Source organism: Pelagibius sp., from assembly GCF_965249265.1.
Lineage (GTDB): Bacteria > Pseudomonadota > Alphaproteobacteria > Kiloniellales > Kiloniellaceae > Pelagibius.
The window spans coordinates 2,332,522-2,356,972 of sequence record NZ_OZ252224.1; the positions used below are offsets into that span (position 1 = coordinate 2,332,522).

Annotated in this window: 25 protein-coding genes and 1 tRNA gene; 5 read left to right on the forward strand and 21 right to left on the reverse strand. The window is 62.7% G+C overall.

Annotation, left to right across the window (positions count from 1 at the left end; genetic code table 11):
* Positions 1-60: 60 nt before the first annotated feature.
* Positions 61-738: a phosphoglycolate phosphatase gene (gene gph / locus ACP146_RS11150; RefSeq protein WP_422366829.1), complete on the forward strand. Its 678-nt coding sequence runs from the start codon at positions 61-63 to the stop codon at positions 736-738.
* Between the two features lie 157 nt (positions 739-895).
* On the opposite strand, the gene ACP146_RS11155 is transcribed toward gph, so the two are convergent.
* From ACP146_RS11155 to ACP146_RS11170, 4 genes are all read right to left on the reverse strand, one after another.
* On the reverse strand, positions 896-1,594 hold the full coding sequence (locus tag ACP146_RS11155; protein WP_422366830.1) for a CARDB domain-containing protein: 699 nt from the start codon (positions 1,592-1,594) through the stop codon (positions 896-898).
* A gap of 194 nt (positions 1,595-1,788) precedes the next feature.
* Positions 1,789-2,094, reverse strand: coding sequence for a hypothetical protein (locus ACP146_RS11160; protein ID WP_422366831.1), 306 nt, complete (start codon positions 2,092-2,094; stop codon positions 1,789-1,791).
* Between the two features lie 622 nt (positions 2,095-2,716).
* Positions 2,717-3,106 (reverse strand): DUF1127 domain-containing protein, encoded by a 390-nt coding sequence (locus ACP146_RS11165; protein WP_422366832.1) that lies wholly within the window; start codon positions 3,104-3,106, stop codon positions 2,717-2,719.
* A 264-nt stretch (positions 3,107-3,370) separates the two neighbouring features.
* Positions 3,371-3,859, reverse strand: a complete 489-nt coding sequence (locus ACP146_RS11170; protein WP_422366833.1) for a GNAT family N-acetyltransferase — start codon at positions 3,857-3,859, stop codon at positions 3,371-3,373.
* 240 nt (positions 3,860-4,099) lie between these two features.
* On the opposite strand from ACP146_RS11170, the gene ACP146_RS11175 reads away from it, so the two are divergent.
* Positions 4,100-6,016, forward strand: coding sequence for an ABC transporter substrate-binding protein (locus tag ACP146_RS11175; protein ID WP_422366834.1), 1,917 nt, complete (start codon positions 4,100-4,102; stop codon positions 6,014-6,016).
* Here ACP146_RS11175 and ACP146_RS11180 read toward each other — a convergent pair.
* The 10 genes from ACP146_RS11180 to ACP146_RS11225 all read right to left on the reverse strand — a co-directional run bounded on the left by ACP146_RS11180 (position 6,013) and on the right by ACP146_RS11225 (position 15,655).
* On the reverse strand, positions 6,013-6,807 hold the full coding sequence (locus tag ACP146_RS11180) for an MBL fold metallo-hydrolase (RefSeq protein WP_422366835.1): 795 nt from the start codon (positions 6,805-6,807) through the stop codon (positions 6,013-6,015). The two genes, ACP146_RS11175 and ACP146_RS11180, sit on opposite strands and share 4 nt — an antisense overlap.
* Before the next feature lie 9 nt (positions 6,808-6,816).
* Positions 6,817-7,632, reverse strand: coding sequence for a TatD family hydrolase (locus tag ACP146_RS11185; RefSeq protein WP_422366836.1), 816 nt, complete (start codon positions 7,630-7,632; stop codon positions 6,817-6,819).
* A gap of 3 nt (positions 7,633-7,635) precedes the next feature.
* Entirely contained in the window at positions 7,636-9,183 is a 1,548-nt protein-coding gene (metG, locus tag ACP146_RS11190; RefSeq protein WP_422366837.1) for a methionine--tRNA ligase, read from the reverse strand.
* A gap of 57 nt (positions 9,184-9,240) precedes the next feature.
* Positions 9,241-10,323: a DNA polymerase III subunit delta' gene (locus tag ACP146_RS11195; protein ID WP_422366838.1), complete on the reverse strand. Its 1,083-nt coding sequence runs from the start codon at positions 10,321-10,323 to the stop codon at positions 9,241-9,243.
* A complete protein-coding gene (tmk, locus tag ACP146_RS11200) occupies positions 10,320-10,997 on the reverse strand; it encodes a dTMP kinase (protein WP_422366839.1) in 678 nt (225 codons plus the stop codon). The genes ACP146_RS11195 and tmk overlap by 4 nt, the downstream gene beginning before the upstream one ends.
* Positions 10,994-12,142, reverse strand: coding sequence for a D-alanyl-D-alanine carboxypeptidase family protein (locus ACP146_RS11205; RefSeq protein WP_422366840.1), 1,149 nt, complete (start codon positions 12,140-12,142; stop codon positions 10,994-10,996). The genes tmk and ACP146_RS11205 overlap by 4 nt, the downstream gene beginning before the upstream one ends.
* A gap of 63 nt (positions 12,143-12,205) precedes the next feature.
* Positions 12,206-13,204 (reverse strand): septal ring lytic transglycosylase RlpA family protein, encoded by a 999-nt coding sequence (locus tag ACP146_RS11210; protein WP_422366841.1) that lies wholly within the window; start codon positions 13,202-13,204, stop codon positions 12,206-12,208.
* 97 nt (positions 13,205-13,301) lie between these two features.
* The gene (locus ACP146_RS11215) at positions 13,302-14,513 is read right to left on the reverse strand and encodes a lytic murein transglycosylase (RefSeq protein ID WP_422366842.1); all 1,212 of its coding nucleotides are present in this window, start codon (positions 14,511-14,513) and stop codon (positions 13,302-13,304) included.
* A gap of 129 nt (positions 14,514-14,642) precedes the next feature.
* Positions 14,643-14,900, reverse strand: a complete 258-nt coding sequence (locus ACP146_RS11220; protein WP_422366843.1) for a hypothetical protein — start codon at positions 14,898-14,900, stop codon at positions 14,643-14,645.
* Positions 14,901-15,202: 302 nt separating this feature from the next.
* Positions 15,203-15,655: a hypothetical protein gene (locus ACP146_RS11225; RefSeq protein WP_422366844.1), complete on the reverse strand. Its 453-nt coding sequence runs from the start codon at positions 15,653-15,655 to the stop codon at positions 15,203-15,205.
* Positions 15,656-15,909: 254 nt separating this feature from the next.
* Between ACP146_RS11225 and ACP146_RS11230 the strand changes: the two genes are divergently transcribed.
* Positions 15,910-17,064 carry a type III polyketide synthase gene (locus ACP146_RS11230; protein ID WP_422366845.1) on the forward strand — a complete coding sequence of 385 codons (1,155 nt, stop codon included), beginning with the start codon at positions 15,910-15,912 and terminating at the stop codon, positions 17,062-17,064.
* 4 nt (positions 17,065-17,068) lie between these two features.
* The gene (locus ACP146_RS11235) at positions 17,069-17,599 is read left to right on the forward strand and encodes an isoprenylcysteine carboxyl methyltransferase family protein (protein WP_422366846.1); all 531 of its coding nucleotides are present in this window, start codon (positions 17,069-17,071) and stop codon (positions 17,597-17,599) included.
* Here the strand turns inward: ACP146_RS11235 and adhP are convergent.
* The 7 genes from adhP to ACP146_RS11270 form a co-directional block, all read right to left on the reverse strand.
* Complete coding sequence (gene adhP / locus ACP146_RS11240; RefSeq protein WP_422366847.1) at positions 17,586-18,605, reverse strand: alcohol dehydrogenase AdhP; 1,020 nt, start codon at positions 18,603-18,605, stop codon at positions 17,586-17,588. The genes ACP146_RS11235 and adhP overlap by 14 nt on opposite strands.
* Before the next feature lie 133 nt (positions 18,606-18,738).
* On the reverse strand, positions 18,739-19,755 hold the full coding sequence (locus ACP146_RS11245; RefSeq protein ID WP_422366848.1) for a branched-chain amino acid ABC transporter permease: 1,017 nt from the start codon (positions 19,753-19,755) through the stop codon (positions 18,739-18,741).
* Positions 19,752-20,612 (reverse strand): branched-chain amino acid ABC transporter permease, encoded by an 861-nt coding sequence (locus ACP146_RS11250; RefSeq protein WP_422366849.1) that lies wholly within the window; start codon positions 20,610-20,612, stop codon positions 19,752-19,754. The genes ACP146_RS11245 and ACP146_RS11250 overlap by 4 nt, the downstream gene beginning before the upstream one ends.
* 13 nt (positions 20,613-20,625) lie before the next feature.
* On the reverse strand, positions 20,626-21,333 hold the full coding sequence (locus tag ACP146_RS11255; RefSeq protein ID WP_422366850.1) for an ABC transporter ATP-binding protein: 708 nt from the start codon (positions 21,331-21,333) through the stop codon (positions 20,626-20,628).
* Positions 21,330-22,040, reverse strand: coding sequence for an ATP-binding cassette domain-containing protein (locus tag ACP146_RS11260; protein WP_422366851.1), 711 nt, complete (start codon positions 22,038-22,040; stop codon positions 21,330-21,332). The genes ACP146_RS11255 and ACP146_RS11260 overlap by 4 nt, the downstream gene beginning before the upstream one ends.
* A gap of 20 nt (positions 22,041-22,060) precedes the next feature.
* Positions 22,061-22,804, reverse strand: coding sequence for an isochorismatase family protein (locus ACP146_RS11265; RefSeq protein ID WP_422366852.1), 744 nt, complete (start codon positions 22,802-22,804; stop codon positions 22,061-22,063).
* 27 nt (positions 22,805-22,831) lie between these two features.
* Positions 22,832-24,028: a substrate-binding protein gene (locus ACP146_RS11270; RefSeq protein WP_422366853.1), complete on the reverse strand. Its 1,197-nt coding sequence runs from the start codon at positions 24,026-24,028 to the stop codon at positions 22,832-22,834.
* 228 nt (positions 24,029-24,256) lie between these two features.
* Here ACP146_RS11270 and ACP146_RS11275 point away from each other — a divergent pair.
* Positions 24,257-24,346: transfer RNA gene (locus tag ACP146_RS11275), tRNA-Ser, on the forward strand.
* Positions 24,347-24,451: the final 105 nt, after the last annotated feature.

A 24,451-nucleotide genomic window follows, 5' to 3' on the forward strand; every position in this document is an offset into this window, starting at 1 on the left:
ACTGTTGGTCACGCCCGTGTGTCGTCGGTTGGTTACAATTGGTTCAAAGGGACCTTCGTGATGGAGGGGGAGAGGGCGCTTCAAGCCGTGGTTTTCGATCTCGACGGCACCCTCGTGCACTCGGCGCCGGACATTCATGCTGCGGCCCGGCGTCTGCTGGAGGAGCGTGGCCATCAGGGGCCGGATCTGGAAACGGTGATCGGTTTTGTGGGGAACGGCGTTCCAAAACTGGTGGAGCGCCTGCTCGACTGGACGGCCGAGGAAGCCGACGCCGAAGCCCACAGCGCCGCTACGAAGCGGTTTCAGGAGATCTACAACGCGGCGCCTTCCGCGCTATCAAGTCTCTATGAGGGTGTAGACGAGGTGCTGGCCGAATTGGCAGCGGCCGGCCTTCGCCTCGGCGTTTGCACCAACAAGCCCGAAGTGCCCGCCCGTCAGGTTCTGACCGACCTGGGCATAGACGGTTATGTGACGGCTCTTGTGGGCGGCGACAGCCTGGCGCGCCGCAAACCGGACCCTCTACCGCTGCTGCAAGCGGCGTCAGCTCTCGGCGTATCCCGGGAGGCCCTGGTCTTTGTCGGCGATAGCGAGGTCGATGCGGCAACCGCATCCGCCGCGGGCGTGCCCTTTGCCCTCTTCACGGAAGGGTATCGTAAAGCGCCCCTGGAGAAGATTCCCCACCAGGTCAGCTTCTCTCACTTCGGGAAGCTGTCATCCCTGCTTGCGGACCTGGGTTAGCGGGAGTGCGAAATCGAAGAAGCACTATCCAAGGCTGATAGAGACGCGCAAACAAGTCAGGGCAGGGGGCAAAGCAGACTTGGCCGGAGAGAAAGTCCGCCGGCGACTCGTTTCCGAGCCGCCGGCGGTCACGCGCAGGCTTTGATGGGCTCTAAGCTCAGCCGCGCGGTCTCAGACGCCTTTGGGGCTTCGCCGGTGAGGGATCGCCCTGGCCCGGCGTCGCTTTGAAGCCGCCGTTCGGGTTGATCGCCACGCCGCCGATCTTGCCGTCGCCGTTGCAGTCGATCTTCACGTTCACCTTGATGAAGTAGTTGTTGTTCTCGTTGCTCTCCGCGACCTGCTTGTTGGCATCGAAGTTCACTCGAATGGTGTTCATGCCTTCTTTCAGGTCGACGGTGAACTGATGCCAGTCGATGCCGCTGTAGGCAGCCAGGCCACCGGGCACGTTGTGGGTATGGATCAGTGTGTTGTCCCGGTAAACCTTGGTGACGAACGCACCGGCGTTGCCCGCGCCTTTATTGTGGGTGCGATAGGCGCCGGGGTGGAAACGGCAGAGGTTCTGCTGCGGCCCGACCTGCGTAGCGTCGGCTTGGTTGGGGTTGAGCTCTTCGGTCTGGCCCCAGCCGACGGGACCGGACTTCATAATGAAGCCGAGCGTGGTCGGGATGATGTCGGGCAGGGCGTGGGTAAGGCCGCCGGGGGCCTTGGACTGGGCGGTCTTGAACGCAATGGTCGGCTGGTACTGAACCATGGGGCCGGCTGCGCCGGCGGGCAGGGCCGTCGTCAGCGCGACAGCGCCGGCCGCAATGGCGAAAACACCAGCAATGCCGGCGAGCGTATTCTTGGAAGAGCGCATCTCAACCTCCTCATAGGGATGACAAGGCGCCAGAAAGCGCCCGGGTTATGAGGAAGTCGTTTGCCGGCCCCGAAAGGTTCAAAGGCTGATCAGGCGGGCCGTTAACCAGGGTGTGGCGGCAGTGCGAAGAGGGCGGTTAAGCCGCCCCTCAGAGGATTGCTGCCATGTTAATGGTTGAGGAAGGCGAGGCGCGGCTAACGTTCGACGCAGGTGTCGCCTGAACAGTCGTAGGTCGCCTTCATATAGCGGATGTAGGTCTCTTTTTTCTCCAGCAGCTCCTTCGTCCTGTTACGGATCTTGCCGCAGGCCGCGCCGGTGAATCCGTCGGCGCTGATTCCCTTAAGTCCGATCTGCCCATAGGGCGAAAGCCTGGCGATTTCACCAAGCGCGCTTGACACACCATAGCCGCGGCAGATCGCGGCTGCCTTGGACATATAGCCCAGATACCACTCGAACTTCTGGCTATCGGACCAACTCGGGTTCGGACCGCTAGACGGCATCCGCGCCGCCTCGGCATTTCCGACTGAGGCGGCGGCGATTTCAGTGGGAACAGAAGGGGCGCCGATAAGGGCAGAGACGTTGGAAGGAGGCTGTCTATGGCGCGCTCGCAGAGCGCCTTTGCTTTGAAGGCTGCGTCGTCGGCGTTCAAAGTCCGATCATGATCAGAACTCTGGTGTGGCTCGTATTCGTCGCCAGCGCGCTTCTCAGCGCTTTCTTTGCCTTTGTCGCAGTGGAAGCGTTCCTGACGGTGGCATTCCGTTGCCCAGCGATTCGATGCGACAACGCCAAGCCCGTAATCGCGATCGGTTCAGCCCTGAGCGGTGTCTGCTTCTGTTTTACAAGGCTGTCCGCGTTATGGCTTTGGCAGCGAGGCCGCTGTGCGGAGGTTTTGGATCCGACTCGATCAAGTCTTTTCGCGCATAATGTATATTATGGAAAATATAGGTATTTGGCGGATGCCCGGGCTCCGGCCGGTATCCCAAATACACAAAGGGCCGCGGTTTGCGGCCCTTTCGTCTTCGGCTTTGGCATCGGACCCCGGATCGGTTTCGAACGATCCCGGCGAGCCAGCGACCCCGGCGGGAAGCTTCTGCTGCTTCCCGCGGGTCGTTTCTTCGGCAGTTAGGCCGCGGCAACCGTGCGGTTGTCGTTGACGCCCTCTTCGCCGTCGGTCTTGCCTTCGGTCTGGTAACGCTCCGCCAGCTTGCTGTGCTGGAACAGAACCGTCTCCAGATAGGCATCGCGCTTGGGGCGCGGATCGTGGCCGCGGGCAACGGCATCGATGTCGCCGCGCGACAGGCCGATATCGTCCAGCTCACGGTCGGTCATGTCGCTGAGGGTCTCATAAACCCGGCGATAAGCCATGTACTTGGAGATCTTGCCCGTCAGCGCGCGAAAAGCGCTGCCGATAGCGTCCGTCAGATTGGCGATCCCCTGGGCAATGGCCTGGGAGCGCATGGCTTCTGCGCGTACGAGCGGGTCTTTGATGTGGTCGTATGACATCGTGTTCATCGTCTGCTTCCTTACCGAATGCCGCCCAGTTTGATGAGCGGACCTTGTTTTGATGGGAGCGCTAAGGACCCCAGCCCCTCGATCTCGCGAGGTCCCTCGAAGTGCTTCCGACAGAAAGAATATGGACCCGAGGGGCGCGCATCTGCAGCGCCATTGCTGCACCGCAGCAATGCACAAATGTCATGGCGGGATTAAGAAGAGATTAACGCAATAAAACAGTCATATAAGTCAACTTACTGAACTACGGTGCCAAGTTACGCATAGCTAGCGCCGGGACGCCGCCCCGGCAGTGCCCCCAGCTCTATCCTGCGCCGCGCCCTTGTAGATGTCCTTGATCTGGCGGGCCATAAGGCGCTCGGGCTCGGCGGGCACCTCGAAACCGAAGTCTCGGTAAAGCGCCTGGGCGTCAGCGGTCGCCAGCATCCAGCGGCGCAAGCCCTGCAGCCCTGGATGGGCGATGACGCAGCCGATCAGCCAGCGCCCCAGCCCCTGCCCCCGCGCGGTTTCCAGCACGAAGACGTCGCAAAGCCAGGCGAAGGTGGTGCAGTCGGTGACGACGCGGGCATAGCCGAGTTGATCTTCCGCTTCGTAGAGGCCGAAATTCAAGGACCCGGCAACCGCCCGTTCGACGATGTCGAGCGGGATACCCTCCGACCAATAGGCCGTTCGCAGAAAGCCGTGGATCACCGGCAGGTTCAGCCGGCCGGGGTCGGTGCTCACTTCGTAGCCGCCTCTTTGCCATGTCTGCACCATGTCCCTCGCCTCCTTCACGCCGCCGCCATCGGATTGGATTTCGGGATCCAGACAGCCATCGGGGCCCGCTCCGGAGGAGGAGAATAACGTTATACAACCGGAGCAATGCACGACTGATCTTAATTGGCGCTTTCCTGCTTGTCGCTTTATAATCCGCGGTAATCGGGGAAAAATCCCGAAATAACAACGCGTTCAGGGACCAACTTTATGTCTTTCGGGTTTCGCTCCGGGGCCACGGCGATGGCCTCATTCGTTTTTATGGCGGTACTCTCCGGCGAAGCGTTTGCCGAGGTTCGGGTCTATGAGGCGCCGGAAGCGCCCAAGGTTCAAACCTTAAAAGAGACGCCTTCCCTGGCACCGATGGTGAATGCCGGTCAGCTGCCGAAAATCGGCGACCGGGTGCCCGCGGTGCCGCGCGTGTCCGTCAGCGGCCCCAACCTTTCCGTCGGCAGGCATGGCGGTGAATTGCGAATGCTCGTGACCCGTGACAAAGACGTGCGCCTGCTGAACGTCTACGGCTATGCACGCCTTGTCGGCTACAACGAGGCGCTGGAGGTCGAGCCTGATCTGCTGGAAGCCCTCGAGGTTGAGGACGGACGCATCTTCACCTTCAAATTGCGCAAGGGTCATCGCTGGTCGGACGGGCACCCTTTTACCTCTGAGGATTTCCGCTACTTCTGGGAGGATGTTGCGAACAACGAGGCGCTGACCCCGACGGGGCCGTCCCAGGTGCTGCGTGTCGAGGGCGAACTGCCAAAGGTCGAGTTCCTCGACGAAACCACGATCCGTTACAGCTGGTCTCAGCCCAATCCCTTTCTGATCCCCGCACTTGCCGGCGCGCGCCCGCTCGATCTTTTCATGCCGGCTCATTACTTGAGCGCGTTCCATCCCAAGCACGGCGACCAGGCGAAGATCGACAAGGCAGTTGCCGAGGCCGGCGCGCGCAACTGGGCCCAGCTGCATAACCGCCTGGGCAACATGTACAAGGCGACCAACCCGGATCTTCCCACCTTGCAGCCCTGGTTCAACGCGGTGAAACCGCCCTCGACCCGCTTTGTCGCCGAACGCAATCCTTACTATCACCGCATCGATGCCTCCGGTCAGCAACTGCCCTATGCCGACCGCTTCGTGCTTTCAGTGGTTGGCGGCTCGCTGGTTCCCGCCAAGACCAGCGCCGGGGAGTCGGATCTGCAGTCCCGCGGCCTGCACTTTTCCGACTACACCTTTCTGAAGGCGGCTGAAGAGCGCAGCGGCTTCGACGTCCGCCTCTGGAAGACGGTCCGCGGCTCCCAACTGGCTCTCTACCCGAACCTGAATGTCAGCGACCCGGTTTGGCGGAATCTGAACCGCGATGCCCGCTTCCGCAGGGCGCTTTCTCTCGGCATCAATCGAAGCGAGATCAACCAGGTCATCTACTACGGGCTGACTTTGGAAGGGAACAACTCGGTGCTGCCCGACAGCCCCCTTTTCAAAGAGGAGTATCGTGCCGCCTGGGCTGACTACGATATCCAGAAGGCGAACGCTTTGTTGGATGAAATCGGCCTGACGGAGCGTGACAGTTCCGGTGTCCGCCTGCTGCCGGATGGACGCCCGGTGGAGATCATCATCGAAACAGCCGGCGAAAACACCGAAGAAGTCGATGTGCTGGAGCTCATTGCCGATTCCTGGAAGGCCATGGGCATCAAGCTCTTCACCAAGCCGTCGCAACGCGAGGTGCTGCGCAACCGCATCTTCTCAGGCGAGACGATGATGGCCATGTGGTACGGCTACGAGAATGGCATTCCCACGGCTTACACCAGCCCGGAAGAGTTCGTGCCGATCCATCAGCAGAGCTACCACTGGCCGAAGTGGGGTCAATACGCCGAAACCGGAGGGCAGGCCGGTGAGCCGGTCGACATGGAAAAGCCGAAGCGGCTGTTGGCGCTCTACAAGGAATGGCTGCACGCCAAATCCCGGGAAGCAAAAGTCGCGGTCTGGGAAGAGATCCTGACGATCCAGGCCGAAGAGGTCTACACCATCGGGCTGGTGGCCCATGTGCCGCAGCCGGTGACGGTCGCCAGCAGTCTCCGGAACGTGCCGGAGGAGGGAATCTATAACTGGGACCCCGGGGCTCAGTTCGGCATCTACCGGCCGGAGCGTTTCTGGTTCGACCGCTAGATTTCCACGGTCAATCCGTCGTATCCCGGCTCGACCCCCGGCGGGCAGCGGCTCAGCAGTTCGTCGTAGTCGAGCTTCTCGTTCATATGGGTCAGGATGGCCCGCTGCGGTTTCACCCTGGCGATCCACTCCAGCGTCTGCGCGACATGGGAATGGGTCGGATGCGGGTCGTCTCTTAGACAATCGACGACCCAGAGTTTCACGCCGTCGAGCGCGGCAAAGGCTTGCTCATCCAGCGCAGAAGCATCGGTCGAATAGGCGATATCGCCGCAGCGGAACCCGAGGCTGGGGTCGGCGCCATGCTGCTGGGTGAAGGCGGTCACCGGGATGTTGCCGACCCTGAAATCCCCGTCGATCACATGATCGTCCAGCAAGGCCGGATAGAGGTTATCGGCTGTGCGGCTGGAGCAAAACGCATAGGCAAAGCGTGTCGTCAGCGCGGCCCGGGTCTGGGCGTCCATATAGGCGTCGATCGGCTTTCGCCGGGAATAGACGATGCCGCGCAGTTCATCCAGGCCGTGACTGTGGTCGGCGTGGGCATGGGTATAGAGCACGGCATCGAGCGCGGTGATATCGTTGTCCAAAATCTGCTGGCGCAGGTCCGGCGAGGTATCGATGAGGATGCGGGCTGTGGTTCCGGGTTCCTCCCCTTCGCCCTCGATCAATACGGAAACCCGCGAGCGTCGGTTTTTCGGGTTGTCGGGTTTTGCAACACCCCAGGTGCCGCCGGCCTCGCGCCCGGCGACCGGCACGCCGCCGGAACCGCCGCAGCCCAACACCGTCAGCTTCATGGCATCCTCTCAGGCCCGCCGGGCACGGCTGAAAAGCTGAAAGAAATTTTCGGTCGTGAGTGCGGCAAAGTCTTCCTCAGGCATGTCTTTCAATGCTGCCAGGGCTGCTGCCGTGTAGGCGACATTGGCCGGCTCGTTGGTCTTGCCGCGCTTGGGTACCGGCGCCAGATAGGGCGAGTCAGTCTCCACCAGCAGACGGTCGAGCGGCACCTCGGCCACGGTATCGCGAAGCGCCTGGGCGGACTTGAAGGTCACGATGCCGGCCAGAGAGATGTAAAAGCCGATGTCGAGGGCCGCGCGGGCCAGTTCGGGCCCGGCCGTAAAGCAGTGGATGACACCCGGGAAAGGACCCTTTGCATATTCTTCCTGCAGGATCGCCACGGTATCGTCATCGGCGTCGCGGGCATGCACGATGAGCGGCAGCCCGGTCTTGCGGCTGGCCTCGATATGGGCGCGAAAGCTCACCTGCTGCGCTTCGCGCGGCGAGTGTTCGTAGTAGTAGTCGAGGCCGGTCTCACCAATCCCTACCACCTTCTCATAGGCTGCCAGTTCCAGCAGGCGCCCGGCGTCTTGCTGGCCTTCCTGCCCGGCCTCATGCGGGTGCACGCCGACCGAGCAGAAGACCGAGGGAAAGCGTTCGGCGATCGCGCGGATCGTGTCGAACTCGCTGATCTTGGTGCAGATCGTCACCAAGGTCGCGACGCCGGCAGCTTGCGCCCGCTCGACCACCGGCCCCAGGTCGCCGTCCTTGGCCAGGTAGTCGAGGTGGCAATGGGAATCGACCAGCGCCGGAGCGGCCTCTTCGGATGACACGGAAGCGGCCATGAATCAGGCCTCTTCCTCGATAAAGCGGGGAAAGATCCCTTCGGGGGCCGGCAAGGCGGTGCCCGGCGTCAGCCGGGTCTGCAGGGCGGCAAAGTCGCGCTCCGCCGTGTCGACCGCGAGCTGGTCCAGCATCTTCTCCATCGCATCCGGCATCACCGGCTGGCAGAGAATCGCGAGCTGGCGGATGGTGTCCGCCAGCACATAGAGGACCGTTGCCATGCGCGCCGGATCGCTTTTTTTCAGTTTCCAGGGCGCTGCGTGATCGATGTAGCGGTTGGCGGCGGAAACCACCTCCCAGGTCTTGGTCAGAGCGATGTGGAATTGCTGAACGTCCAGCTCCCTGCGCAGGTCCTGCAGCAACCCCGTTGCCTGATCCAGCAGCGCCTCATCGTCGGCGTCCAGATCGCCCGGCTGCGGCACCTGCCCTCCGCAGTTCTTGGCAATCATGGACAGCACACGCTGGGCCAGATTGCCGAACTGGTTGGCAAGGTCGTAATTCATACGCCCGACCATGGCGCTGCGCGAGAAGTCGCCGTCGTTGCCGAAAGGCACTTCACGCAGCAGGAAATAGCGCAGCTGGTCCAGACCATAGGTTTCCACGAGCTCCGCCGGCACCAGGGCGTTGCGCAGTGTCTTGGACATCTTCTCGCCCTCGTTGGTCCACCAACCGTGGGCAAAAACCCTTTTGGGTGTCGGCACGCCGGCCGCCATCAAAAATGCCGGCCAGTAGACGGCGTGAAAACGAAGGATGTCCTTGCCGACCATATGAACGTCGGCGGGCCAGAAGGTCTTGAAGTTCTCGGACTCCGCATCGGGATAACCGACGGCGGTGATGTAGTTGGTCAGGGCATCGAGCCAGACGTACATGATGTGGCCCGGCGCATCGGGCACCGGAATGCCCCAGCCGAAAGTGGTGCGGCTGATGGAGAGATCTTTCAGCCCACCCTTCACGAAGCTTATCACCTCGTTGCGGCGGCTCGCCGGAAGGATGAAGTCGGGTTGCTCTTCATAGAGCTTCAGCAGGCGCTCGCCCCAGGCCGAGAGACGGAAGAAGTAGGACTCCTCCTCGACCCACTCGCATTCGGCGCCGGAGGGGGCGATCTTCTTGCCGTCTTCGCCGTCCTCAAGCTCGCTCTCGGCATAGTAGGCCTCGTCGCGCACGGCATACCAGCCGGCATAGCTGCCGAGGTAGATGTCGCCGGCTTCGACCAGTTTCTGCCAGAGTGCCTGGCAGGACCGCTTGTGGCGTTCCTCGGTGGTGCGGATGAAGTCGTCGTTGGAGAAGTTCAGCAGACCGGAGAGATCGCGGAAGTTCTGGGAGACCTTGTCGGTGAAGGCCTGTGGATCGATGCCGGCCGCCTCGGCGGATTTCTCGACCTTCTGGCCATGCTCGTCGGTGCCGGTCAGGAAGTGAACCTGATAACCGTCCAGGCGCTTGAACCGGGCCAGTACGTCACAGGCCAGCGTGGTGTAAGCGTGGCCGATATGCGGCGCATCGTTCACATAGTAAATCGGGGTCGTGACATAGTACGCCGGCTTTCCTGCCGTCATCAGAGATCTCCATCGGGGGCGACCGGGGGGCCAGGTGCCGGCCTCGCCTCATCCGCACTAGGAAGCCGCGTTCTCCAAATCCAGGAAAGCGGTCAAAACCACCTGTTTCCGGTCCAGATTGGCTGCCTCGGTCCTGGCAAAAAGGCGGCTGATCTTCTCCCACAGGCCAAGCCATTGCGCAAGGGGGCGCCCGGCCAGCAGGCGCCGGGCCAGCTCCGCCTCGCCGGGCACAACCTCGACCAGGGCGGCGCCGGTCGACCCCGAACGGATCAGGCGTCCCAGCCACCAGATCAAGAGCTCCATTCCGGTCTGAAAGGCCGTCGGGTTGCGGTTTTGGCCCCACTTGTCCGCCAGGGCGTGCAGGGCCTTCACGTCGATCCGCGGCAGGGTGGCGATCAGGGCGATCAGGTCTTGATAGAGCTCCAGTCCGCCATGACGGGCCAGAGCCAGGGCGCGGCCGATGCTGCCGTCGGCCAGCCGGGCCAGTGCAGCGGCTTCGTCTGGCTCAAGCTCGGGCTGGTGTGCCTGGAGCAGTTCAGCAACCACGGATTCTGCCAAGGGCGCCAGCGGCAGCTGGCAGCAGCGCGAGCGGATGGTCGGCAGGAGGCTGCCCGGGGCGTGGCTCACCAGCAGCAGGATGCAGCGCGGCGGCGGTTCCTCCAGGATTTTCAGAAGGGCATTGGCGGCGTTGCGGTTGGTCTCGTCTATGGAGTCGACAATGGCGACCCGCCAGCCCCCTTCTCCCGCCGTCATGCGGGCAAAGCCGAGCAGGCGGCGGACATCCTCGACCGGAATCACGCTCCGCAGTTTGCCCTTGTCGTCGACCTGACGCTCCAGGGTCATCAGGTCGCTGTGCCCTGAGGCTGCGACACGGCGGAAGACGGGATCCTCGGCTGCGATCGCCAGGCCGGTTGGGCTGTCGCCGAAGAGGCCCTGTTCCGCCGGCGCTTCCGCCAGCAGATAACGCGCGAAGCGGTAGGCCAGGGTTGCCTTGCCGACACCGCGCGGTCCGGAAAGCAGCCAGGCATGGGGCAAGCGGCCGGACTCCGCCGCCTGGAGCAAAGTCGCTTCCGCCGCTTCCTGGCCCCGCAGAGAGGCCGTCAGCCGCGGATGGGGCCAAACCGGTTCTTTGTCGCTCACGACAAGGTGTCCTCATGCTTCTCGGCTACGATCACCCTGATCTTATCAGCGACGGACTCCGCCGTCCCGGCGGCATCGACGAGAATGCAGCGTTGCGGTTCGTCTGCCGCGATTTCGTGGAAGCCCCGGCGCAGCCGCTCGTGAAAAGCGCGATCCATGGTCTCATAGCGATCTTCGGCAGCAGTGGTGGACGTCGCCCGCTGGCGCGCGCGCTCCAGGCCATCAGCGACCGGAAGGTCGAGGATCAGCGTCAGGTCCGGCATCAGGCGGTCCAGGACAAGCGCGCGCAGCTTTTCGACGGGCTCCCGGCCCAGTTCATGTCCGAAGCCCTGATAGGCCAGGGTCGAGTCGACGAAGCGGTCGCAAACCACCCAGTTACCGCGGGCCAGGGCGGGCTCGATAGTCTTGATGACATGGTCGCGGCGGGCGGCGAAGTGCAGAAGCGTTTCGGTCAAGGCATCCCAGCGGCCCGCCTCACCGGTTACCAAGAGGTCACGGATCTGCTCGGCGCCGGGGCTGCCCCCGGGCTCCCGCGTTTCCACCACCGTTACGCCTTGCTCGCGCAGCCAGGCGGCAAGAAGCTTTTGCTGGGTGGATTTGCCGGCCCCCTCGCCGCCTTCCAGAGTGATGAAGCGGCCCCTTGCCTTGCCGACCGTTGCCGTCGTGTCGCTCAAGGGGTTCCCAGCAGCAGGAACTTGATGCTGGCCGCAATCCGTCCAAAGGGCCCGAGCTGCTCGACGTCTTCGCCGGCCATCAGCGGTACTTCAACCGGCACGCCGTCCGGCCAGGAGACCCGCAGGGTAGCGATCTCCTGCCCAGAAGGAACCGGTGCCGGGATGGGGCTGTCATAGACAACGGAGACTTTCATCCCGTTACGCACGCTGCGCGGCAGGGTGACGACGAGATCCTCGGCCATTACGAGGGGCACGGTTTTCTCGGCACCAAGCCAGACCGGTGCCTCGTCGACGGTCTCCCCACTCTCGAAAAGGGCGTAGTTGCCGAATTCCCGGAAGCCCCAGGACATCAGCCGTTCGGACTCGGCTGAGCGTTCCTTGATGCTGCCCAGGCCGTTCACTACAAGGATCAGCCGGCGGTCGTTCTGAACCGCCGAGGCCGTCAACCCGTAACCGGCTTCCTCGGTATGTCCGGTCTTCAACCCATCGGCGCCGATGTTCTTGTAGAGAAGCGGATTACGGTTGCCCTGACGAATATCGGTCCAGGTGAATTCCTTCTCCGAGTAGTAGTGATAGAACTCGGGGTGGTCGGTAATGATCCGATTGGCAAGGGTTGCAAGATCACGTGCCGTCATCCGGTGGTCCGGGTGCGGCCAGCCGGTCGCATTGGCGAATGTACTGCCGGTCATGCCGATCTCGCGCGCTTTGGCCGTCATCTGCTCGGCAAAGGCTTCTTCGCTGCCGGCAATGCCTTCGGCCAGGACGATGCAGGCATCGTTGCCCGATTGCACGATCACACCGCGCAGCAGATCTTCGACACGGATCTGGTCCCCGACTTCCACGAACATTTTGGAACCGCCCATGCGCCAGGCTTTCTCGCTGACCGGCAGCTTATCGTCGAGGGACAGGCTGCCCGCTTTCAAGCGTTCGAAAACCATGTAGGCCGTCATGATCTTGCTCATCGACGCCGGGGGCATAGAGACTTCCGAATTCTTGTCGAGCAAGATGGCGTTGGTGTTCGCGTCCATCAGGAAGACTTCGCGGGCCTGGGTTTCCAGAGCCTCCGCCGTGGATGCCAGAGGTGCCGACAAGCCAATGGCCGCTGCCAGCGCGAAGGACAGAATGATTGATCTGGTGAGGGTCATTTCACGTTTTTCTCCGGGCGCAGAGGGCCTGAACTTTTCTGTGGCACAGGTTCCCGCGCAACATCAATCGACAACAACCTTGGCATCGGTGATGCCATTGTAGAGAAGCCTCTCAAGCAGCTTGTCGGCTTCGCCGACATCGCGCACCGGGCCGAGGCGAACGCGGAAGAAACGGGTATCGCCGACGACGGCGCGCGCAATCTGCACGTTGCCGAGAGAAGACAGCCGCGCGCGCATACGCTCTGCATTGACGATCTCGGCGAAAGCGCCGGCCTGCACATACAGTCGGGTCCGCCGTACCGCTTCCTGGGTGACGACCGGCTGTGGATTGACGACCAGCGGCGCTGTCGCCGTGTCACTGGTCTGAAGCTGTGCGGCAGAGGCGGTTCGCACGGGTGCGGGCTTGACGGGAGCGCCGGCTGCCGGCGCGGGTGCGGCCTCGCCGGCGGGCGGCAGTTCCTGAACCGCCACCGTTTCAACGGGGACCGCCGGCGGTGCATCGGCATCGGGGCTCAAGCCCTTGGCGGCATTGACCAGTTCGCGGGTTTCGGGTTCCAGGATGGTGACCCGGACCTTTGCGGTTCCCTGCCTGACGAAACCCAGAAGTTCGGCACCGCGTTTTGAGAGGTCGATGATGCGGCCGTGGGCAAAAGGGCCGCGATCGTTGATGCGCACCCGGATCGAGCGGCCGTTTTCCAGGTTTGTCACCTGCACCAGGGTCGGCATCGGCAGCGTCCGATGGGCGGCGGTCATGGCGTTCTGGTCGTAGATCTCGCCGTTTGCGGTCCGCTTGCCGTGGAAACCGGGGCCGTACCAGGAGGCCACGCCGGTTTCGTCATAGTCGTAGTCGACCCGCGGGTAATACCAGATGTTCTTTATCTGATAGGGCCGACCGACCTTGTAGTTGCCTTGTTGCGGAGGGGTTGCGTCGGGGGGCAGTTGCAGCCGCTTTGCATTATGAACCGCCAGTTCGGTTTCAGCGCAGCCCGCGAGAATTCCCATCAAGCCCAGCAGTACCGCGCCGGATTTCCATCCCCCGGATATCCATCGCCCAGCCACCATATTGTATTCTCGCAAGCGTTCCCCACTATCTCTTGTAGTCTATGCGTCTTTTGCTTCTCCGGCAATCATGCTGCCAAGGGGGGGCGGCATACCGGAATCAGGGTTTTCTCAATTTCTCGATCAGTTCCATCGTCGGATAGCCGTCGGCGGGCTCGCCGATCGATTTTTGATAGGCGCTGAGGGCGGCGCGCGTCTGGCGGCCGACCAGACCGTCCGGCTCCCCGGCATCAAAGCCCCTGGCATTCAAGAGCGCCTGCATCTCCTCGATGATCTTCAGGCTGATCGGCTGTTCCTCCGGCAGGGAGGCGAGCGGCGGCGCGCCGGCAATGCGATCGGCAAGATGGCCCACAGCCAGGGCGTAGAGGATGGAGCGGTTCCAGATCAGGATGGTGCGATAGTTGTTGTAGGCGAGGAACGCGGGGCCCCTGTGCCCTGACGGCAACACCATCGCGGCATCCAGATCGGCGCTTGGCAGCGGGCTGCCGTCGATCCTGGTGACGCCGTGAATCTCGGCCCATTCGCGCAGCGGCTTGGCGATATTGAGACTGGCTTGGCTGTGGTCGAAACCAGCGGGAAGCCTGACCTCCCTGCCCCAGGTTTCGTCACCCCGCCAACCTTCCTGAGACAGGTAGTTGGCGGCGGAGGCGAAGATGTCGGGCAGGCTGTTCCAGATGTCGCGCTTGCCGTCGCCGTCGAAGTCGACGGCGAAGTTCACGAAAGTCGAAGGGATGAACTGCACCTGCCCCATGGCCCCGGCCCAGGAGCCGGTCATCCGCTCGGCGGCGATGTGCCCCTCGTCGATGATTTGCAGGGCGTTCAGCAGCTCGTTGCGAAAGAAGGCGCTGCGCCGGGAATCGTGGGCGAGGGTCGCCAGGGCGCCGATCACCGGAAAGCCGCCGGTGTACTCGCCGAAGTTGCTCTCAAGGCCCCAGAAGGAAACCAGGAACCGGGGCTGGACGCCGTATTTGGCCTCAATGCGCTGCAGAAGGTCGCGATGCTCCTCCAACAGACGCCGGGCGCGGTCGACCCGGGTGTCGGTGACGCTGGATCGAACATAGCGGGTGAAGGTCAAAGTGAATTCGCGCTGACTGCGGTCTTTCTCCAGAACCCGCTCGATGGGCTTCACCCCGGCCAGCGCCGCCTCGACGGTCTGGGACCGGATGCCTTTGCCAAGGGCTTCCTGCTTCAATTCATCCAGCCAGCGGTCAAACCCGGCATCGGTTTGCTGCGCCGTCGCGGGCGCTGTCAGGCACAAGGTGACTGCAAGGCCAAGGGCGAGTGCTTTGACAGAGGATGTCAGGCTCGGCATGAAAACGGTCACCCCACGAAACGTTGCCACAACGCGGCCGGCATTTTGGAGAACGCGGCCCGACTGGCTGTTCTTGTGCCATAGGCCCAAGAGTCGTGGCAATCCAAGCTTCCGCCTTCTTTGCCCAGCCTAGGGATCCTCAGTCACCTCAAAGGTGATGCTGTCGCCGGCCAGCAGGAACACCACCGCGCCGTCGGCGGCCTTGTAGGTCCATTTCTCTATGGGGCCGATCTTGGACACCTCACTCGGCTCACCAAGCGCGGACTCCAGGTCGGCGCGTGTTGAGGCTCCGTCGGCCTTCTTGATGATATCGGCTTTGCTGGGCGCGAAGCAGCCGGCAAGCATTAGCACCAGCAGGAATGCAAACGCGGTTGTGGCGGAACGCATCGAATCACTCCTGTGGACGTTGGATTCCAGGCTTCTGTCTAGCTTTGCCGCGCGATCCGGGCAAGTGCGCGGCGGAGAATAGTCGGTTGCGCGAAGAGCGGCTGATCCTGCTCGCGCCGGCCACCCGAACCGGCCTTAGACCCGTGTCGGTCTCAAAATAAGGAAAAGCCCCGCCGGGGAGGCGGGGCTTTTGAGAGGTCGATGCAATCAATTTCAGGAGACGGTCGATGAACCGTGAAACAAGTATGTTCCGGAGATGGTAAACAAATGGTTAACAGCTTAATGATTCATGAATCATTCTGTTATTTGGTCCGGTGATAAACCCGGCAGTCTGTCGTCCCCTCGCCGCGAAACAGGTAAACCACTTGATTTTCCGCCATTTTTGCCCGGTCCACCAGGCTGCCGTGGCCGCCGACCGCAGCGCCGTAGGTACGTCCGTCGACGATGCCGATATAGAATTTGTCGCGCTTTTGGCGGAAAATCCGCTTGTTGCAGGCCTTCGAAAGCTCCGGATTCAGGACCCAGGCTTCATGGAGTCGGCCCTCGTCGCGCACCAGCAGGCGCGATCCGGCTCGAACCTGTTTGGTTTTGCGCCCCAACACCGATGTATCGGCTGATCCGCCGGAGTTATGAGTGGGATAGTGACCGGGGTTGGTGGTGTAGAGCTTGCCGGCCAGCACGGCGGTTCCGCCCTGGCCGAAAGTGGCGCCAAGGGTAACGGTGAAATACACCATTAATGTCAGATGCTTGACCATGATTACCTACCATTTTGCGCGAAGCGCAGGCTCTTCCTGAGCCTCTTCAAGGTATCAGCAGTCGCCTAGGGCCGCGTTAAGGGCTGTGACTAACAAAGGACTAACGATTCAGTCTTGAAACCCGGGCCTTGAAACCCCGGACCTTGAAACCCTGGGGTTGAGGGGCACGTAACAGTCTTAAGAAGGGCGACGACGGCCACACGTGGTGGCTTTCATGGGAGGCCGGGCAGGCACTCCCCGATACACCCAGGGAGATGGACATCACTGCTCTAGACCTTCAGATGGCGCGCGAGGAGCGCGCCGCGCCCAAGCCTGCGGCGGAAAACGCCGTTTCTCTCACCGGCCTTACCACCGCCGTACCGAAGTATGTGCTGCGCCAGGAAGACGTGGTCACCCGCGTGCGTTCTCTCTTTGGCGGACGGCGCATCAACATCGACCGTCTTTTGCCCGCCTTCGACAACGCCGGTATCCTCACCCGCCGGTCCTGTGTGCCTATCGAATGGTATCTTGAGCCCAGCGACTGGAAGACCCGGAACCAGTTGTTTATCGACAATGCCCTGGATCTGTTCGAGGAAGCGACCTTGCGTTGCCTCGAGCAGGCAGGTCTGCCGCTCGATGCCGTTGATGCCATCGTGGCTGTTTCGACCACCGGGATCGCCGTGCCCAGTCTGGATGCGCGGTTGATGGATCGCCTCGCGTTCCGGCGCGACGTCATCCGGCTGCCGATTTTCGGCCTGGGCTGTGCGGGCGGTGTGATGGGCCTGTCGCGGGCCGCGGCTTTGGCCAAGAGCCGTCCGGGCATGCGGGTTCTCTGCCTGGTGGCGGAACTCTGCGCCCTCACCTTTCGGGCCAACGACCGCTCCAAGAGCAATGTGATCGCGACGGCGCTTTTCGGTGACGGCGTTGCTGCGGTTTTGCTGGAATCACCCGGCGATCCGGCGTTACCCGGCGCTGGCGCGCCTGAGACCCGACAATCTATGCCGCCGCTGCAGCTTACGGCATCAGGTGAATATACCTGGCCGGCGTCGCTCGATGTTATGGGCTGGGATGTTGAGAACGACGGGCTCGGTGTGGTTTTCTCACGCGACATACCGTCGCTCGTCCAAGACCGCCTGGGGGCAGCTCTGGATACCTTTCTCGCAGATCACGGCTACACCCGGGCCGATATCGACGGCTACGTCTGCCATCCCGGTGGCGCCAAGGTGATCGCCGCGCTGGAAGAGGTCTTCGGTCTTGAGGAAGGCAACCTCTCGGCGGCACGGGGTGTGCTGCGGGACTTCGGTAACATGTCGGCGGTGACGGTGCTTTTCGTGCTGGAGCGTATGCGCGCGGCCGGCATGAAGGGCCGCTACATTATGACGGCGCTCGGCCCTGGCTTCAGCGCAGGCTTCCAGATCCTGGAGGCGTGAAGCCATGAGCGTGCTCTGGGCCGTTCTGATCCTCGTCGCCCTCCAACGCCTCGGTGAACTGGTTTACGCCCGGCGCAACACGCGACGCCTTCTGGCTGAAGGCGGACAGGAGATTGGCGCCGGTCACTATCCCCTGCTGGTCGGCCTTCACACGCTGTGGCTTCTCGCGCTGCTGGTTTTTGTGCCGGCGGACGCTCCCGCCTCTTGGCCCCTGCTTGGGATTTTCCTGGTACTGCAGTTGTTGCGCCTTTGGGTCCTGATCACGCTGGGCCGCTACTGGACCACCAGGATCATCACCCTGCCCGATGTACCGCTGGTGCGAAAAGGCCCTTACCGCCTCTTCCGCCATCCCAATTATCTGGTCGTGGCCGGTGAAATCCTGGTGCTGCCGCTGGCCTTCGGCGCCTGGGAGATCGCGCTCGCCTTTTCCGTGGCCAACGCGATCGTCCTGGCTGTTCGAATAAGCTGCGAGGAGCGCGCCATCGCACCCCGTCGCTCTGAATCGTTGAAGACGGGGCCGGTCAAATCTCCATGACGATCCGGCCGTCGATCTTGCCGGCTTCCATGCGCCCGAAGATGTCGTTGACGTTCTCCAGGCGGTCGGTTGCGAAGTGGGATGCCACCTTGCCCTCGGCGGCAAACTGAAGCGCTTCCGACAGATCGTTGCGGGTGCCGACGATCGATCCGCGGATTGTTTTGCGCATCAGCACCACTTCGAAAATCGGCAGCTCGAAGCCGCCGGGCGGCAAACCGATCAGGCTCATGGTGCCGCCGCGTCCCAGCATGGTAACGGCTTGCGAGAAAGAATCGCGCGATACCGCGGTAACGACGACGCCCTCGACCCCGCCGTTTTTGGCGATCTCTGCGGCGGCATCGGTGGTCGCCGCGTTGAAGACCTGATCAGCGCCGGAGTCCGAGGCCATCTTCAGCTTCTCCTCCGCAATGTCGATGGCGATCACGTGAAAGCCCATGGCCTTCGCGTACTGAACCGCAAGCTGCCCCAGTCCGCCGATTCCGACCACGGCGACGGTCTGTCCCGGCTTGGCCTCGGTTTCCTTCAGGCCCTTATAGACAGTGACCCCGGCGCAGAGGATCGGGGCGGCGGGCGCGAAGTCGAGGCCGTCGGGCAGATGGCCGACGTAGTCCGGATCGGCAAGGACATAGTCTGCAAAACCGCCATTGACGCTGTAGCCGGTGTTTGCCTGGGACTCACAGAGCGTTTCCCAGCCGCCGACGCAGTGGCGGCAGCAGCCGCAGGCCGTGTGAAGCCAGGGCACGCCGACGCGGTCGCCTTCCTTCACCGAGGTAACGCCGCGGCCGACCGCGGCAACTGAACCGACGCCCTCATGCCCTGGAATAAAGGGCGGTGTGGGCTTCACCGGCCAGTCGCCCTGCGCGGCGTGCAGGTCAGTGTGGCAGACCCCGCTGGCTTCGATCTTGACCACGATCTTGCCGTCACTCACTTCGGGTTTATCGACCTCGCGAATGTCGAGCGGCTTCCCGAACTCGGTGACGACGGCGGCTTTCATTGTGCTTGGCATCGATACCTTCCTTTGTCGATTCCGTGCATCCGCCCAGCCCGTTTGCACAAACACAAAATCTAACATGGCTATGAGGCAGGCTTATGAAAAGCGGCCGTTGTTTGGTAAAACCTATCAGGGCCGAAGGCCCAAACTATCTCTGACCGGTATCTGCCGTGCCGCGGGGCAACGTGAGTCGCGTATAGATTTCGCCCAGCAAGCCGCGGGGTAGAAAAATCACGCAGAGCACGAAAAGCAGGCCGAGGCCAAGCAGCCAGGCCGGCCCCAAAAGGTCGGCCAGCGTGTTTTCGGCGAGACGTACGATAATGGCGCCGAGAAACGCCGTCAGCAGGCCGTGTCGCCCGCCCAGGGCGACCCAGATCAGAACTTCGGTGGAGAGACCGAAACCGATCAAGGGCGGCGAGACGAAGCCGAACTGGGCAACGAAAAGCGCGCCTGCAAAACCGGCGACAGCCGCCGAGATGGTAAAGGCGGAAAGTTTCACGGCCCTGGTGTCGTAACCCAGGAAGGCCGTGCGGGCTTCATCGCTGGCCACCGCCCGCATCACCACGCCACGGCGCGAGCGCACCAGAGATTCCAGGATGATGTAGACGGCAATGGCGGCAAACAGGGTCAGGTAATAGAGCGGCAGAGGATCGAAGATTTCGATGTCGGCACCGAAGACACCAAGGTTCACCGGCGGTACCGACATAAGCCCGTTCATGCCGCCGGTGTAGGGCCAGCGTGCCATCAGCCGTTCGGCAATCACCGCGACGGCCAGCATGACGATGGCCAACTGCGCGCCCTGCAGGCCTCTGCCGTAGAACAGGAAACGCCCCAGCAGGTTGGCGAAGACCGCCGGGACCGCCAGCGCCAGGGCAATGCCGAGATAGCTGCTGGTCCAACCTTCCAAGCCGGGCAGCATGCCCAGGGTCGAAAGGCTCATGGCATAAGCGCCAAGTCCGAAGAAGACCGCATGACCGAAACTCATGAGACCGCAGTGGCCCCAGATCAGCGCCAGGCTCATGGCAAAGATGCCATAGGTAAGATACTGGGCGATCTGGGTGACTTCCCATTCCCCCAGCACCAAAGGCAGGGCGAGAAATCCGACCCAGATGAGCGCATCCGTACGATTGCGGCGGTCGGCGAAGAATTGAGCAGAAAGCGTCATCGCGGACCGCCACGGCCAATGAGGCCACCGGGGAACAGCCTGATGGCGACAACCGCCATGGCAAACACCACGACCTGGGCCATGACCGGCGACCAGAGGCCGGCGGTCACGCTGTCCGTCGCACCGATCAGCCCGGCGCCCAGAACCGGCCCGGCGAGATGACCGGCGCCGCCGACCAAGATGGAGAGAAAGGCCGGGATCAGGAAGCCAAGACCCATTTGCGGGTCGACGCTCATGATCGGCGCCATCACCGCGCCTGCGAGCCCCGCCAAGGCTGCGCCATACGCAAAGGTCAGGCGGTCGAAGGTGCGGGTCGGAACGCCGAGACAGCCGGCCATGGAGCGGTTGGCGATGACCGCCCGTGCCGCCAAGCCGAAGCGGGTGCGGAAAAAGAGGTAGAAGGTTCCCGCCACAACCAGCAGGGCCACGGCCATGATGAACAGTCGGTAAGCGGGATAGCTGGCGCCGAAAATCTCCAGTTGAGCCGTGATCGGCGCGGCGGTCGATTGGGCCCCCGGCCCAAAGAGCAGGACCACGCCCTGCTTGATGGCGATGGAGATTCCCCAGGTCGCCAGAATGGTGTCGAGAAAACGATGGTAGATGTGGCGGATCACCAGCTCTTCCATCAGCAGGCCGATGAAACCGACGAGAAGCGTCGCCGCGATCAGGCCGATCCAATAGGGAACTCCCGCCTGCTGCAGCAGCACCAGGGTGTAGGCGCCGAGCAGAAAGAGTTCGCCATGGGCCATATTGATGACCCGCATCAGCCCGAAGACAATGACCAGCCCCATGGCCACAAGGATAATCACCAGCACATAGTTGGTGGCATCGAGCAGGAGCAGCAGGGCTTGGTCCATCTCTACCCCTCTCCTAGATCGCCAAGTGCTTGTGAAGCAGGCTGTCGTCGGCGCGCAGCGTGGCACTGCTGGCGTCGGCCACCAGAACGCCGTTCTCGATAAAGAGGCAGCGCTCGGCAATGGTGAGGGCGAGTTCGACGTTCTGTTCGACGGTCACCAGAGTCAGTCCCCGTTCTTCCACCTCCCGGCGCATCGCGCTGCCGACCTCGGTAACGATGGAGGGTTGCAGCCCTTCCGAAGGTTCGTCGAGCAGCAACATCTTCGGTTGGCCGGCCAGCGCCCGCCCTATGGCGAGTTGCTGCTGCTGGCCGCCGGAGAGCGTGCCGCCTTTCTGGTTCAGGCGTTCTTTCAGGATCGGGAACCGCTGGAAGACCTGGTCCGGCACGGCCGCTCCGAGCCCGTTCTTCCCCATGGCGCCGAGGAGCAGGTTCTCCTCGACACTCAGATCGGGAAAGATCTCACGGCCCTGCGGCACATAGGCGAGGCCGGCCTTGGCGATGACTTCAGGCTTGGCGCCGTCGATCCGATTGTCGCCAAACTCAATTTTTCCTTCTTTGGCTTTGATCAGGCCCATGACGGCGCGCAGCATGGTGGTCTTACCCATGCCGTTGCGCCCCAGCAGAGCGACGCTCTCCCCCTCGCCCACCGACAGATCGAAACCGCGCAGCACCCGGCTGCCGCCGTACCCGCAGACGAGACCCTCTATGCGCAGCATGGTCATGCCTGCCCCAGATAGACTTCTTTGACCAGCGGATCGTCGCGCAGGGCGGCAAAGCTGCCGCGCCGGACGATCTTGCCGCGCAGCATCAGGGCAACGGGGCAATCTAGTTCCTCGACAAAGCCCATATCGTGCTCGATCACCACGACGGCGCAGCCGTAGTCACGATGCAACGTTTTTATGAGCGCGACCGTGGCCGCGGTCTCCGAGCCGGTCATGCCGTTGGTTGGTTCGTCGAGCAGAAGCAGACGGGGTTTGCCGGCCAGCACCATGACGATTTCCAAGGACTGCTTTTCGCCATGCGCCAGAGTCCCGGCCGGGACCGCCCTGCGTTCGGAAAGGCGGGCAAGCGCCAGCAACTCCTCCATATCCGCTGCTTCGATACCCGGACGGCCGCCCGCTGCGAGCGACAGGTTTTCCTCCACCGTGAGCTCGGGATAGATTCCGGGCACCTGAAACTTGCGCAGGATTCCGCGCCGCGCGATCTGATAAGGCTCAAGCCCGCGCAGATCCTCGCCGTCAAACTTCAACGCACCGGCGTCGGAGGCGATCGCAGCAGTGATCAGATTGAAGAGCGTTGTCTTGCCGCAGCCGTTGGGGCCGATCAGGCAGAGCATCTCCCCGGCGGAGAGCGAAAGATCGAGCCCGTCGGCGGCCCGGACGCCGCCGAAATCCTTTTCCAGACCGGTGATTTCCAGCAGCGGCGTCACAGCGCGCTCATGACGACTGCTCAGCCGTCCAAGGTGACTTTGCCGACGATCTCCGCGCCGCGGGAGGCCATGAAATAAAGCCCCATATGATGCGTCAGGTCCTGCGGGTGAGCCGCTGTTTTCGGCAAGCCCAGGCTTTCGGCGACCGAAAGCGGCAGGTCGTAAGTCGAACAGCCCTCGCTGTAGACGGAGATGTCTCTCAGGCTCGGCATCAGATCGTGGTTGCGTGCCGAGAGCAGGGTCAGAACAAAATCCATGACGCAGATGTCGGTGCAGATACCGACCACCAACAGGCGCTCCAGCCGCGCCCCGTTCACCCAATCGACCACGGCATTGCTGCCGTCCGGGCGGATTGCCCCGACGAAACCGTTGATGCAGTCTTTGCGCACCAGGGTGGTGTTCGGATCCTCTTCCAGCCAGGCCAGTTCGGGCACCAGCTCCTCTTCCCCCGTCCCCGCTTCGCAGTGCGGCGGATAAGGCGGTTCCGGTTTGCCCGGCACGTGGGTGTCCAGGAAAGCGAGGATCTGCCAGCCTTTCTCCGTGAAAGCCCGGGCCAGGCGGTCGGTTTCCGCAACCATGGTCGCCACCTGAGCGTTGGGCGCCGGCGGTGCGAGATTGCCCGCTCCGACGGTGGCGAAACCGTTCACCTCGTCGACAATGACCAGTCCGGTCTTCTGCTTTCCCAAAACCAGATCGACCGGGGCGACCGGCAGGGCCGCCGTCAGATCGCGGGTCAGGCCCGGCAGATCGGCACTATCCGGCATATCGCCCTCCCGGGTTTGCCTGGATCATCAGCTGCAACCGGCCTCCGGTGCGAGCCGCCCCAAATCCTGTACGGTCTTCAGCCCGTCGCCTTCGGTTTTTGCCAGGAACATCGGCAGGGTGACGTGATGGTCGGCGGAGCCGATGGTTACCGGTCCGGCCGGCGAGGCAACGATCAGCCCTTCAAGCCCGTCGACCACGGCCTCCCGGCTCACCGTCCCCTGGCGCTCCAGGGCATCGCGCAGAGCGTTAATCGCGTTGTAATGGGTCATCACATAGTGGGAGATGGGCACGTCATCACCGGCTGAAGCACGGATACGCGCGACGAAATCCTTTACCCCCGGGTTGTCGCTTGAGGCGACGAAAGGCACCGTCACCCACATGTTCTGCCCACCGCCGGGCCCGAAGGCGCCGAGGTAGGTTTCGGCAAAGCCGAGGAAGCCGACAGTGACCTGATCGAAAAGACCGAAAGCCTCGGCCTGCTTGATGAAGGTGATGCCGTCGCCGCCGGGCAGCGCGAACAGAAGGGTCTTGGCCCCGCTGTCGGCGATTCGCCGGATCACCGGGGCAAACTCCTTCACGCCCCAGGGCGTGAATTCCACGCCGGCCACGGAGCCACCCTGCCCTTCGGCCAAAGTCTTGGCCGCTTCGAACATCTTTTGCGGCCAGACGTAGTCTGCCCCGAACATATAGGTGCTGCCGCCCACGGTTTCCTGAAGGTACGGCAGCAGTTTCGCCAGTTCCTGGTTCGGCACCGTGTTGAAGGAGAAAAGGTAACGGTCGCAGGCCCCGCCCTCGTAGTTTGTGGCATAGAGCAGCGGCGTTTTCAGGCGCTTGATGGTTGCCGTCATGGCGTCACGCGCATTCGAAGTAATGGGCCCGGTCAGTGCCACCACGTCGTCGCCGCGGATCAGCTTGGTCGCCTTTTCCACCGAGGTCTTGGGGTCGGTCTTGTTGTCTTCATAGATCACCTCAAGCGGTTGCCCGAGGATGCCGCCGGCGTCGTTGATTTCCTTCACCGCCAGATCGATACCCAACTTGGCCTGATTGCCGAAGAGCTCCAGCCCGCCACTGAAAGGAAGCACGGCGCCGACTTTGACGGCATCAGCCGCCAGCACGGTTGTGCCGAGGCCGGGTAGCGCCGCCAAGCCGGCCGCTGCAGTGCCGGCAGCCAGAACACTGCGCCTTGAAAGACCTTTTTTGAGACTCTTGACCGTTTTGCCCATGATTTCTCCCCTGATTGCGCCCTTGCCGCCCTTACCCGGCTGATCTGAGGCGGAGAGTGTGCCGCGCCTTGGCCCGAGCCGCAACAGTCAGCCGGTTGCAGCCTGACGCCCCGTACCATCAAGGGGCGATCTGCGGGCCGATCCGGGCCGCCCGGAGAGCCGCTTGCCTTTCGTTCCCAGGCCGCTTAGAACCGTTGGCCGCGGGGGCCCGCCCCCTTTGTGCGAGATGGATGGGTGGCCGAGTGGTTGAAGGCACCGGTCTTGAAAACCGGCAGGCGTGAGAGCGTCTCGTGGGTTCGAATCCCACCCCATCCGCCACTCTCGTTTGCGCCTCCTTTCTCTTCAATGGCTTAGCGGCCAGAGCGTCTAACCAGTCTTCAGACGTCGGGGGAGCCTTGGCGGTTCGGAGGGTTGGGAACGAGG